The 12,601-nt window shown below is 64.7% G+C and carries 9 protein-coding genes and 1 riboswitch; all 9 genes read left to right on the forward strand.

Features of this window, described 5'->3' with window-relative positions:
* A partial coding sequence (locus tag B4U45_RS00315; RefSeq protein ID WP_219859280.1) for a WXG100 family type VII secretion target occupies window positions 1-204 on the forward strand: 204 nt, incomplete at its 5' end.
* A gap of 50 nt (window positions 205-254) precedes the next feature.
* Entirely contained in the window at window positions 255-539 is a 285-nt protein-coding gene (locus tag B4U45_RS00320) for a WXG100 family type VII secretion target (protein ID WP_023363993.1), read from the forward strand.
* A 99-nt stretch (window positions 540-638) separates the two neighbouring features.
* Window positions 639-1,541 carry an ESX secretion-associated protein EspG gene (locus tag B4U45_RS00325; protein WP_023363995.1) on the forward strand — a complete coding sequence of 301 codons (903 nt, stop codon included), beginning with the start codon at window positions 639-641 and terminating at the stop codon, window positions 1,539-1,541.
* A 270-nt stretch (window positions 1,542-1,811) separates the two neighbouring features.
* A complete protein-coding gene (gene eccD, locus B4U45_RS00330; RefSeq protein ID WP_075546629.1) occupies window positions 1,812-3,323 on the forward strand; it encodes a type VII secretion integral membrane protein EccD in 1,512 nt (503 codons plus the stop codon).
* Complete coding sequence (gene mycP / locus B4U45_RS00335) at window positions 3,301-5,073, forward strand: type VII secretion-associated serine protease mycosin (protein WP_075546628.1); 1,773 nt, start codon at window positions 3,301-3,303, stop codon at window positions 5,071-5,073. The genes eccD and mycP overlap by 23 nt, the downstream gene beginning before the upstream one ends.
* Complete coding sequence (gene eccE, locus B4U45_RS00340) at window positions 5,070-6,281, forward strand: type VII secretion protein EccE (RefSeq protein WP_075546627.1); 1,212 nt, start codon at window positions 5,070-5,072, stop codon at window positions 6,279-6,281. Before mycP ends, eccE begins: the two co-directional genes overlap by 4 nt.
* The gene (gene eccA / locus B4U45_RS00345) at window positions 6,278-8,113 is read left to right on the forward strand and encodes a type VII secretion AAA-ATPase EccA (RefSeq protein WP_075546626.1); all 1,836 of its coding nucleotides are present in this window, start codon (window positions 6,278-6,280) and stop codon (window positions 8,111-8,113) included. Before eccE ends, eccA begins: the two co-directional genes overlap by 4 nt.
* A gap of 879 nt (window positions 8,114-8,992) precedes the next feature.
* On the forward strand, window positions 8,993-10,249 hold the full coding sequence (locus B4U45_RS00350) for a PPE family protein (protein WP_075546624.1): 1,257 nt from the start codon (window positions 8,993-8,995) through the stop codon (window positions 10,247-10,249).
* A gap of 373 nt (window positions 10,250-10,622) precedes the next feature.
* Window positions 10,623-10,798: riboswitch (M-box (ykoK) riboswitch) on the forward strand.
* 574 nt (window positions 10,799-11,372) lie between these two features.
* A complete protein-coding gene (locus B4U45_RS00355) occupies window positions 11,373-12,578 on the forward strand; it encodes a PPE family protein (protein ID WP_075546623.1) in 1,206 nt (401 codons plus the stop codon).
* Window positions 12,579-12,601 lie beyond the last annotated feature (23 nt).

Here is a 12,601-nt window from a genome sequence, read left to right on the forward strand (position 1 = left end):
CGGATGTGGGCGTCCTCGCAGAACATCTCCGGCGCGGGCTGGAGCGGTCTGGCCGAGGCCACCTCGCTGGACACCATGGGCCAGATGAACCAGGCCTTCCGCAACATTGTGAACATGCTGCACGGAGTGCGTGACGGGCTGATCCGCGACGCCAACAACTACGAGCAGCAAGAGCAGGCCTCCCAGCAGATCCTCAGCAGCTAGCGCCCAAAGCCACAGCTGCGTACGCTTTCACTGGTTAGGAGAACACCACAATGACCATCAATTACCAGTTCGGCGATGTCGACGCCCACGGCGCCACGATTCGTGCCCAGGCGGCGTCGCTCGAGGCCGAGCACCAGGCCATCGTTCGCGATGTGCTGGCTGCCGGCGACTTCTGGGGCGGCGCCGGTTCGGTGGCCTGCCAGGAGTTCATCACCCAGTTGGGTCGCAACTTCCAGGTGATCTACGAGCAGGCCAACGCCCACGGTCAGAAGGTCCAGGCCGCCGGCAGCAACATGGCGCAGACCGACAGCGCCGTCGGCTCCAGCTGGGCCTAAAAACGAACTTCAGGCGCGGCAGCACACCAACTACCGGGTGTGCTGCCGTGTCCTGCAGTTGACCTGCAGTCGAACAACTGAAAACCCCTGAGGTTAGGCATGGATCAACAGAGCACGCGCACCGATATCACCGTCAACGTCGACGGCTTCTGGATGCTCCAGGCGCTACTGGATATCCGGCACGTTGCGCCCGAACTGCGGTGCCGGCCGTACGTATCCACCGACAACAACGACTGGCTGAATGAGCATCCCGGAATGGCGGTCATGCGCGAGCAGGGCATTGTCGTCGGAGACACGGTCAACGAACAGGTAGCAGCCCGAATGAGGGTGCTCGCCGCGCCCGACCTCGAGGTCGTCGCCCTGCTTTCCCGAGGCAAGTTGCTGTACGGGGTAGTCGATGACGAGAACCAGCCGCCCGGTTCGCGCGACATTCCGGACAACGAATTCCGGGTAGTGCTGGCCCGCCGAGGCCAACACTGGGTGTCCGCGGTGCGGGTGGGCAACGACATCACCGTCGACGACGTCTCGGTAACCGACAGCGCATCGATCGCCGCACTGGTGATAGACGGGCTGGAATCGATTCACCACGCCGACCCAGCTGCGATCAATGCGGTCAACGTGCCTTTGGAGGAGATGCTGGAGGCCACCAAGTCATGGCAGGAATCCGGCTTCAACGTCTTTTCCGGCGGGGACCTCCGGCGAATGGGTATCAGCGCCTCCACGGTGGCCGCGCTGGGCCAGGCATTATCCGATCCTGCAGCCGAGGTCGCGGTTTATGCGCGGCAGTACCGAGACGATGCCAAGGGTCCGAGCGCCTCGGTGCTGTCTCTTAAGGACGGATCTGGTGGGCGCATCGCGCTCTACCAGCAGGCGCGAACCGCGGGCTCCGGGGAGGCGTGGCTGGCTATCTGCCCGGCAACCCCGCAATTGGTGCAAGTCGGGGTGAAGACCGTGTTGGACACGCTGCCGTACGGCGAGTGGAAAACACACAGCAGGGTTTAACAACGCTGTTACCAATAACGAAGTGTTACAACGCTTTCAAACATAGAATGCGAGCCAGATGCGGACCGGGCATACTGCTCTGGTAGCGGCTGCAAAAATTGAAAGCAAACGTCAACCACAACCATTTAGTCGCGAGGCGAGGCAAATGAATTCGGAGTTGGTCGATCCGCAACTCACCTGGGGTGACGCCTCGGTGAGTACACCGACGGTGCCCCGGGCGCGGCTGAAGTCATGGGCTACCACGTTCGCCACGGCAGGGGGTACAGGACGATGACCGCAGTAGCTGATGCGCCACAGACCGAAATCGAGGGCGTCTCGTCGCCCCGATCAGTCGTCGTCGGCATCATGGCCGGTGTCGGCGTCCAGATCGGCGTGCTGCTGGATGCCAACGCCCCGGTTTCGGTGATGACCGAACCGCTGTTGAAAGTGGTGAACAGTAGGCTCCGAGAGCTTGGCGAGCCTCCCCTCGAGGCCACCGGCCGCGGCCGGTGGGCGTTGTGTCTGGTCGATGGCTCGCCGTTGCGGGCCACGCAGTCGTTGACCGAACAAGAGGTCTATGACGGCGACCGGCTGTGGATCCGTTTCATCCCGGACACCGAGAAGCGGTCGCAAGTCATCGAGCACATCTCCACAGCGGTTGCGTCCAATCTCAGCAAGCGATTCGCCTCGATCGACCCGGTTGTCGCCGTCCAGGTCGGGGCTTCGATGGTGGCCATCGGCGTCGTCCTGGCATCAGGAGTACTCGGCTGGTGGAGGTGGCACCACAACACGTGGTTGACCACCATTTTCGCGTCAGTGGTCGCCGTACTGGTGTTGGCGGTGTCGCTGCTGCTGTTGATGCGCGCCAAGACTGACCCGGATCGCCGTGTTGCCGACATCATGCTGATGAGCGGTCTCGCTCCACTGGCAGTGGCCGCCGCGGCGGCGCCTCCCGGTCCGGTCGGGTCGCCGCAAGCGGTGCTGGGTTTCGGGGTGCTGTCAGTCGCCGCCACGTTGGCGCTGCGATTTACCGGTCGCCGGCTTGGGATCTACACCGCGATCGTCACCATCAGCGCGGTGGCGACGCTTGCGGGTCTGGCCCGGATGGTCGCGGCAGCCAGTGCGGTGACGTTGTTCAGTAGCACGGTGCTGGCCAGCGTCCTGCTCTATCACGCGGCTCCGGCGCTGTCACGGCGGCTGGCCGGGATCCGGCTGCCCGTGTTCCCGTCCGCCACCAGCAGGTGGGTCTTCGAGGCCCGTCCCGACCTGCCCACCACGGTGGTGAGGTCCGGTGGTGGTCCGGCGACCCTCGAAGGGCCGGCGTCGGTACGCGATGTGGTGCTGCAGGCCGAACGTGCCCGGTCATTCCTGAGCGGCCTACTGGTGGGGCTCGGCGTCCTGATGGTGGTATGTCTGACCGCGCTGTGCAATCCGCACACCGGGCAACGCTGGCTGCCGCTGTTGCTTGCCGGATTTGCCGCCGGGTTCCTGCTGTTGCGTGGACGCTCATACGTCGACCGCTGGCAGGCGACCACCCTGGCCGCCACCGGCGTGATCGTCGTCGCCGCGGTGGTTATCCGGTATGCGCTGGTGTTGGCCTCGCCGTTGTCCGTGTCGATCGCCGCGGCCATCCTGGTGCTGCTGCCGGCCGCGGGTCTGACAGCTGCGGCTGTGGTGCCCAACACCATCTATAGCCCGCTGTTCCGCAAGTTCGTGGAATGGATCGAATATCTGTGCTTGATGCCGATCTTCCCGCTGGCATTGTGGTTGATGAATGTCTATGCAGCGATCCGGTACCGGTAACGACAGGTTGCGGCGTGGTCGTGGCCCAGCCGCGGCCGTCGCCGCGATTCTGCTTGCCTCGGGTGCGCTAGCCGGTTTGCCGCCGGCGCATGCGATTTCCCCCCCGACGATCGACCCGGCGGCGTTGCCACCTGATGGTCCGCCCGGCCCCGTCGCCCCGATGAAGCAGAACTCCTACTGCACCGAAGTCGGAACGTTGCCCGGCACCGACTTCCGCTTGCCCCCCAAATACATGGAAATGCTGAACCTCACCGAGGCATGGCAGTTCGGCCGGGGCGAGGGGGTGAAAGTCGCCGTCATCGACACCGGCGTGACGCCGCACCCCAGGTTTCCGCACCTGATTCCCGGCGGCGACTACGTGATGGCCGGCGGTGACGGCTTGTCGGACTGCGATGCTCACGGGACCATCGTGGCGTCGATGATCGGCGCGGCTCCGGCCAATGGGGCGGCGCCGCCTCCGGCGGTTCCGCGCCGGCCCGTCACCATCCCGACCACGGAGAAGCCGCCACCGCCGCAGACCGTGACGCTGTCCCCGGTCCCGCCGCAGACCCAGACGATCACCGTGGTTCCGGCTCCACCGTCGGAGGAGGGGGCCCCGGGTGCCGCCCCGGCGCCGGGGCCGGTGCCTCCGGCGGCTCCAGGTCAGGCTCCGGGTCAAGCTCCGGCAGGAACCCACGGTGGTGGAACCGTAACCATCCCGAGCTACTCCGGTGGCCGGCGGGTAGTTGGTGTCGACAACACGAGCCGTCCGCGTCCGCTCGACCCGCCGCCCGCACCAGCTCCGCCGCCCGATGCATTCAGTGGAATCGCCCCGGATGTCGAACTGATTTCCATCCGCCAATCAAGTCAGGCCTTCGGCCTGAAAGACCCGTACACCGGCGATGAAGATCCGCAGACGGCACAAAAGATCGACAATGTCCAGACCATGGCGCGAGCGATCGTGCATGCTGCCAATATGGGTGCTTCGGTGATCAACATCTCCGACGTGACCTGCATGAGCGCGCGCAATGTGATCGATCAACGGGTGTTGGGTGCGGCGGTCCATTACGCGGCAGTCGACAAGAACGCGGTCATCGTGGCCGCGGCCGGCGACAGCAGCAAGAAGGATTGCAAGCAGAACCCGGTTTTCGATCCGTTGCAGCCCAGCGATCCCCGTGACTGGAACGCGGTCACCACGGTGGTGACCCCGTCGTGGTTCAGCGACTACGTCCTGACGGTCGGCGCAGTCGACGCCAATGGTCAGCCGATGAGTCAAATGAGCATCGCGGGGCCATGGGTCTCGATTGCCGCACCGGGGACCGACGTCGTCGGCCTTTCGCCGAGAGACGACGGCTTGATCAACGCGATTGACGGCCCGGACAACACGTTGCTGGTTCCGGCCGGCACCAGTTTCTCCGCCGCGATCGTGTCCGGAGTAGTGGCCCTGGTCCGGGCGAAGTACCCCGAATTGTCGGCCTACCAGATCAAGAACCGATTGATTCACACCGCCAGGCCGCCCGCCCGCGGTGTGGACAACCAGGTCGGCTACGGTGTGGTGGACCCGGTGGCAGCCCTGACCTGGGATGTGCCAGAAGGGCCTGTCCAGCCGCCGAAGCAACTGTCAGCGCCACTGGCGCTGCCGAAACCACCCACCGAACGCAATATGGTTCCGGTTTGGGTGGCGGCCGGGGGATTGACCGGGGCGCTACTGATAGGCGGTGCGGTGTTCGGTACGGCGACATTGATGCGACGATCACGGAAGCAGCGATGAAGGCTCAGCATAGGTTCGGGTTAGCTTTGTCGTGGCCGCGGTTGACGACGGTGTTCCTGGCCGACGTGGTCATACTCGTGGTCGCCAGCCACTTCCCGGACTCATGGCAAGGCCAGTACCGCGTCGCATGGTGGGTCGGGGTGGGCCTTGCGGTGGTGCTGACACTGTTGTCGATCGTCACTTATCACGGGATCACCGTGACCTCGGGTATCGCCACCTGGGTGTGGGACTGGTCGGCCGATCCGGGTACGGCACTGGGCGCGGGATGTACGCCGGCGATCGATCACCAGCGCCACTTCGGACGTGACACCGTCGGAGTGCGTGAATATCAGGGCCAGTTGGTCACGGTGATCGAGGTCGACGGTGGTGAGGGCGACCAGCCTGGCCGACATCGTCATCGGACCTCGCAGTCGGCGGTGTTGCCGGTGAGCGCGGTTGCTGAAAACTTGCGACAATTCGACATCCAACTCGATGGCATCGACATCGTGTCGGTGGAAGTGCGCGGCGGCGCCGAGGCCGCCAAAGCGTCGGCTTCGTTGGACGAGTGGGGTCCTGAGGACTGGGGAATGGTGGGGGACAAACCCGCCGCCAACCGGCGCCGTACCTGGTTGGTGTTACGGATGGATCCGCAGCGCAACGTGGCCGCGGTCGCCTCCCGTGATTCGTTGGCCGCGACTTTGGTTGCGGCTACCGAGCGGCTGGTTCAGGATCTGGACGGTCAAACCTGTGCCGCGCGGCCGCTGACCGCTGATGAGTTGGCCGAGGTAGACAGCGCGGTGTTGGCAGATTTGGAGCCAACCTGGAGCCGGCCGGGTTGGCGTCGTCTCAAGCATTTCAACGGATTCGTCACCAGTTTCTGGGTGACGCCGTCAGATATCAGTTCCGATGCGCTGGACCACCTGTGGTTGCCTGACACCCCGGAAGTGGGCGCCACTGTGATCACGGTACGGCTGACGATGCGAGCCGGTCGGCCGCAGATGTCGGCGTGGGTTCGCTATCACAGCGATTCACGTCTGCCCAAGGAGCTCACGCCGGGGCTCAACCGCCTCACCGGGCGTCAGTTGGCGGCCGTGCGCGCGAGCCTGCCGGTGCCGGGGAAACGTTCCCGACTGGTCGTGCCCAGTCGCGAACTGCGTGACTACGACGAGCTTGAACTGCCTGTGGATCAAGTACAGGAGCACGCAACGAGCTCGCCCGCAGGGCAATGACTCGCCCGCAGTCAACCGCTGAAGATGCCCGCAACGCCCTGGTCGCCGGTCTGCTCGCCTCTGGAATCTCGGTCAATAGCCTGCAGCCCAGCCACAACCCACAAGTGGCAGCGCAAATGTTCACCACCGCCACCAAATTGGATCCGGGCATGTGCGATGCCTGGCTGGCCCGGATCCTCGCCGGCGACCAGAGCATCGAGGTGCTCGCCGGCGCCTGGGCGGCGGTCAGGACATTCGGTTGGGAGACCCGCCGTCTCGGCGTGACGGACCTACAGTTCCGTCCCGAGGTCTCCGACGGGTTGTTTCTGCGGCTGGCCGTCACCAGCGTTGATTCGCTGGCATGCGCATACGCTGCGGTCCTCGCCGAGAACAGGCGTTACCAGGAGGCGGCCGAACTACTCGACGCCACCGACCCCCGCCATCCTTTCGACACCGAGCTGGTCAGCTATGTGCGGGGCGTGCTCTACTTCCGCACCAAACGCTGGCCCGATGTGCTCAACCAGTTTCCCGAGGCAACGCCCTGGCGTCACCCGGAACTGAAGGCCGCCGGCGCGGCGATGGCCACCACCGCGTTGGCGTCACTGGGCGTGTTCGAGGAGGCGTTCCGGCGAGCGCAAGAAGCCATTGAAGGGGACCGGGTGCCCGGTGCGGCCAACATTGCGCTCTACACGCAGGGCATGTGCTTGCGGCATGTCGGCCGCGAGGAGGAAGCCGTTGAACTGTTGCGCCGGGTGTATTCGCGCGACCCCAAGTTCACCCCGGCCCGCGAGGCTCTGGACAATCCCAACTTCCGGCTGGTACTGACCGATCCGGAAACGATTGAGGCGCGCAAAGATCCGTGGGATCCGGATAGTGCGCCGACCCGCGCCCAAACTGAGGCTGCTCGCCATGCCGAGATGGCCGCGAAGTATTTGGCTGAAGGGGACGCCGAGCTGAATGCGATGCTCGGCATGGAAAAGGCCAAGAAAGAAATCAAACTCATCAAGGCGACGACCAAGGTGAACTTGGCGCGGGCCAAGATGGGGCTTCCCGTCCCGGTGACATCGCGTCACACCTTGTTATTGGGGCCGCCGGGTACTGGAAAGACTTCGGTGGCAAGGGCATTCACCAAGCAGCTCTGCGGGTTGACGGTATTGCGCAAGCCGCTGGTGGTGGAGACCAGTCGTACCAAGTTGTTGGGCCGGTACATGGCCGATGCGGAGAAGAACACCGAAGAAATGCTCGAGGGTGCGCTGGGTGGCGCGGTTTTCTTCGACGAGATGCACACTCTGCACGAGCGTGGCTATTCCCAGGGTGATCCCTACGGCAACGCGATCATCAACACCCTGCTGATTTACATGGAGAACCACCGCGACGAGCTCGTGGTCTTCGGCGCCGGTTATGCCAAGGCGATGGAGAAGATGCTCGAAGTGAATCAGGGTCTGCGACGGCGGTTTTCGACCGTAATCGAGTTCTTCAGCTATACCCCGCAAGAATTGATCGCGCTGACCCGGTTGATGGGCCAGGAGAACGAAGACGTCATCACCGACGCGGCAGCCCAGGTGTTACTGCCGTCGTACACCAAGTTCTACAACGACCAGACCTACTCCGAAGACGGTGATCTGATCCGGGGCATCGACATGCTCGGCAACGCCGGCTTCGTGCGCAATGTCGTCGAGAAAGCCCGTGATCACCGTAGTTTCCGCTTGGACGACGCAGATCTGGATGCTGTACTGAACAGCGATCTGACCGATTTCAGCGAGCACCAGATGCTCCGATTCAAGGAGCTGACCCGCGAGGACCTTGCCGAAGGCCTCAGCGCTGCAGTGGCGGAGAAGAAGACGACGAGTTAGCCGAGATGTAGCCGTCTGGTTGGCCGCCAACAGCTAACCTTACGACCCGGACACTAGCCCAGCGTGCCGCCATCGTAACCGGATTCCCGTGCGGGAAAGCTCGACCTGTCTGCTGAGTCACCCCGCCGTGGAACGACGACGGTGACCCACTGCCCGGGGTACCACTGCCGGACGGCGGTACCGGTGTGAGCTTGCGTTTCCGCACGGAAAAAGGATATTGACCCACGCCGCCGGTAAGCGGGTCGAGATTTTCCCGATGCTACCCCTATGGGTTAGGTCCAACTGGCTTCCGGGGCGGCTGTGGCCGGATACGCTGTGTGGTGCTAAAAGCTCGGACGACCGGGGTGGCGCTCCTGGCAAATTCGCGAGGGTGACTTCATCCGGGATATTGCTACCACTGTGGCACCCCGACGTGCCCCGATCGTGACAGGAGGTGGGCTGAACGGACCCGATCAATCGCGTGCCCCATGAAAGTTATGACCACTCACCCCGATCTGGTCACGGCGCTTTGTCCGCCGTCTGAATCGGCTGGCGCCGAGTACCCCGGCGCGCGCTACGTAACACGTACGTGCTCTCGGTAACACCCCGACACCACCCACAGCGGCGAGGCTCCGTAGCCGGGTTGGACTATCCCCCAAGAGGAGAAAGTCCGATGTATTTGCTTGGCACACAACCGGAATCGCTGCACACCACCGCCGGCGACGTAACCGCGGTGAGCGCAACACGATTCGCCGCCCACGAGCAACGAGCAGTCGTGGAGGCTGCCACTGATCACAAATCGCGCACGGCCGCCACGCCGAAGGACGTTGGTCGCCACACCACGACCGATGCCGCCCACGCGGCCACCGAAGCCCTAGTCGGTTAAGGGAGGTGAAGGCGATGGATTTCGGAGCGCTTCCACCGGAAGTCAATTCGCTGCGGATGTATTCGGGACCGGGATCGGCGCCCCTGCTGGCTGCTGTCGCGGCCTGGGATGGGCTGGCAGCGGAACTGCGTTCGACGGCAGCCTCATACGACGCAGTGATCTCGGAGCTGACCGGCGAAGGCTGGCTGGGGCCCGCATCGGCATCGATGGCGGCCGCAGTCACCCCATACATGGGGTGGATGAGCATCACGGGCATCCAGGCCGAGCAGACTGCCGCTCAGGCAGCAGCGGCGGCGGGTGCATTCGAGGCCGCTTTTGCGATGACGGTGCCGCCGGCTGTTGTCGCGGCCAACCGAGCTCGGTTGATGATGCTGGTCGCCACCAATATCTTCGGCCAGAACACACCCGCGATCGCGGCCACCGAGGCCGAGTACGGCGAAATGTGGGCGCAGGATGCGGCGGCGATGTATGGCTACGCTGCCGGCGCCGCGGCGGCCGCGACGCTGACACCGTTTACCGAGCCGGCGCAGACTACGAACCCAGTTGGGCCGGCCGGCCAGGCAGCGGCCGTCGCACAAGCGGCGGGCAGTGCGGCGGGCACACTGACACAGTCGGAGCTGCCGCAATTGATGTCGGCAGTGCCGTCTGCGCTCCAAGGACTCGCGTCGCCGGCGTCGGCCCTATCGGGCGCTGCAGCCGCCAATCCTGCGGCCGCCCTTCCGGTGCCAGGCGGCATACTCGCCGATATCTTGAATTTCCTGGACGGCAACGACGGCAACCCCTACGGAATCTTTCTCAACTCCTCGCTGGTCAACGGCTTCACTTCAGCCGGGTACGTAAGTCCGGACCTGATCACCCCGGCAATCACCGGGGCAATGGCCGACCTCAATTCGCTGCAGGCCGGCGGGCTGCCGGTCATCTCGCCACCCGACAGCGGCCATTTCAACTTCCCCGCATTGGCCTCGACGTCGGCCCCGGCGCCGGCGCCGACAAGTGTGAGCAGCGTTGTGACCGGGCTCAATCGCGCGGCGCTGGTCGGTCGATTGTCCGTGCCGGAGAGCTGGACGGCGGCCACCCAGGTGGTGAACCACGCCGGTGCCGCCGCCCCGGGTGGTGGTTGGACCAGCACGGCCAGTGTCCCCGACGCCGCAGCCGGCACACCTGGCGTGCCCGGGATGCCCGCCCCAGGTGTTTACGGACACAGCTTCGGCAGCGGCCCCCGGTACGGGTTCAGGCCGACGATTATGTCCCGGCCCCCCGCCGCGGGCTGACGACGAGGCCGATGTTCGCGGTGAAGTTCGCAGGCAAGGACGCCCAGGTGCCGGCCGGTCCACAAGGCTCCGGTGCCGGTGTCCCGCAACGAGACCCGGATCCTGGCCGGGGCAGTTGGTCCGGCTCGTCATCATCGGCGTTGTCGCCAGGATATCGCCAGCGCAGCCCTGAGTGTTCCGGGATGCCTTGTCGCACAGGCGGTTTGCGACCAGACATCGGTACGGCCGGCTTGACCGGTCACCGCAATATGCGTGAGTTGCCATACCGCCACCTGATACGACGAATAGTTGCCGGCTGTCTAACCAGCAGGGTATTGCCGTTATCGGCGGGTTGGGTTGACTCCCATCGCCACAAGTGTCACCATTGCCCTTGCATGCACCTCGCTAGGTGAGGCGTCTGCACGGATACAGGCCACTGACCTCGAACGTCGAAAGACGCCCAGGGTCAGGACAGCTCTTCCCGGCTTAAGGGTTGAGCCCAAGTGGCTTCCGGCTTTGGCTAGCTGGATACGCCGTGTGGTGCCAAAGCTCTGACGAGAGGGGTGCCGTGCCCAGTTGTTCTGCTGGGCTCTCACCCGTGTGCAGTTTGCCTGGCATCCCCGTGTGCCCTGGCCCTGAGGAGGTGAGAGCGAGATGAGTCCCGGCGATAGTCCGTATCCGAGTCCGACGAGCATTTCGTTCCGATCCGACCCCGGCGCCTTTTTCGCCTGCTGAACGGGTTCGCCTGATTCTCTACGTTGCCCGGCTCCGCATTTCGGAGACGTGGCGATAGAGCGTGCGAAAAGCACCATTGATCCGGGTTGGGTCCTTCGTCCTGGAGTAGTTCGATGTCGTTTGCGATCGCCCGTGCAGCTGTGCCGTCTAGGGCCCCCGGCGCCGTGCCACCCGAACACCGCACCCGCATCCGGCAACTGCCCATTGCCACTTCGGAGGACAACGCCTGCAAGCGACGAATCACACTCGAGCACAACACGATTCAATGCCCGAGTCCGGATCTGGGGGTGGCCGCACAGATGACGGCAGTCCACCGATCAGGTACCGCGACTTCGGGTTCCGGCGCCGGTTCAGTTGCGGCCACCGGCGCCGACAGCACTACCACAGCCGATGAGAAAAGAGGCCAGCGATGACCGTCGCTCTGGACTTTGCGATGCTGCCACCCGAAATCAATTCCGCTCGCATGTATTCGGGGCCCGGCTCGGGCCCGATGATTGCCGCGGCATCAGCCTGGAAGAGCTTGGCCGCGGAATTACGCGCCACCGCGCTGTCTTATCATTCGGTGCTCGCGGCGCTCACAGGGGAAGAATGGTACGGACCGGCATCGGCATCGATGGCAGCCGCCGCCGCCCCCTACGTGGCGTGGATGAACACCACCGCGGTCCAGGCAGAACAGACCGCGGTACAAGCCGAGGCAGCCGCGGGAGCCTACGAAGCCGCTTTCGCCGCGACTGTCCCTCCGCCGGTGATCGCGGCCAACCGTGCTCAACTGATGGCCTTGATCGCCACAAATATCCTGGGCCAGAACACCCCCGCCATTGCAGCGACCGAGGCACAGTACACCGAAATGTGGGCCCAAGATGCCATGGCGATGTACGGCTACGCCGGATCCTCGGCTGCCGCCACTCAGCTGAGCCCGTTCGTGGAGCCTCAGCAGGCGACCAACCCCAGCGGGCTGGCGGCCCAGGCGGCTGCGGTCACCGAGGCGTCCGGCAACTCGGCCGGCAATCAGTCGAGCACGCTGTCCGGGCTGATTTCCATGGTTCCTAGTGCTTTGCAGGGACTTTCGGGACCAAACAGCACATCATGGCTACAGGTGATCTGGGACCTGCTCACCGGATCTGGACCTGCTTGGTGGCAGACCCTGTGGAACGTCTGGGGGCCCAACGCGAATGTCTGGAATACCATCACGTCGACTGGGCTCTTCGTCCCAGGTAGCACGTTTGCCCCCTTCATGGCTAGCGTGCTGGCCGGCGCAGTAGCTGCGGATGCGGCTCAGGATGCGAGTGCGGCCGCCGCTGGAGTCGGCAGTGGGCTGGCGGCGGGCCCGGTTGCGTCCGCTGGCAGCCTCGGAAGCGCCGTTTCGGCCGGTTTGGGCAACGCGGGCATTGTCGGCAAGCTGTCGGTACCGCCGGCGTGGACCGCGGCCGCGCCACTGCACAGCCCGCTGGGTTCGGCCTTGGGAGGCACGCCGATGGTCGCACCTCCGCCGGCGGTGGCGGCCGGAATGCCCGGTATGCCGTTCGGCAATATGGCCGGTCAGCCCTTCGGACGTGCTGTACCCCAGTACGGCTTCCGCCCCACCTTTGTCGCGCGACCTCCCGCCGCGGGCTAGTCATCGGTGCATCGGCGCGCACC

Origin of the sequence: Mycobacterium persicum (genome assembly GCF_002086915.1) — a bacterium.
Lineage (GTDB): Bacteria > Actinomycetota > Actinomycetes > Mycobacteriales > Mycobacteriaceae > Mycobacterium > Mycobacterium persicum.

Coding starts and splice junctions, on each gene's coding strand:
- eccA (WP_075546626.1), top strand. CDS start 6,278: ATGACTCGCCCGCAGTCAACCGCTGAAGATGCCCGCAACGCCCTGGTC.
- mycP (WP_075546628.1), top strand. CDS start 3,301: ATGCAGCGATCCGGTACCGGTAACGACAGGTTGCGGCGTGGTCGTGGC.
- B4U45_RS00320 (WP_023363993.1), top strand. CDS start 255: ATGACCATCAATTACCAGTTCGGCGATGTCGACGCCCACGGCGCCACG.
- B4U45_RS00350 (WP_075546624.1), top strand. CDS start 8,993: ATGGATTTCGGAGCGCTTCCACCGGAAGTCAATTCGCTGCGGATGTAT.
- eccD (WP_075546629.1), top strand. CDS start 1,812: ATGACCGCAGTAGCTGATGCGCCACAGACCGAAATCGAGGGCGTCTCG.
- B4U45_RS00325 (WP_023363995.1), top strand. CDS start 639: ATGGATCAACAGAGCACGCGCACCGATATCACCGTCAACGTCGACGGC.
- B4U45_RS00355 (WP_075546623.1), top strand. CDS start 11,373: ATGACCGTCGCTCTGGACTTTGCGATGCTGCCACCCGAAATCAATTCC.
- eccE (WP_075546627.1), top strand. CDS start 5,070: ATGAAGGCTCAGCATAGGTTCGGGTTAGCTTTGTCGTGGCCGCGGTTG.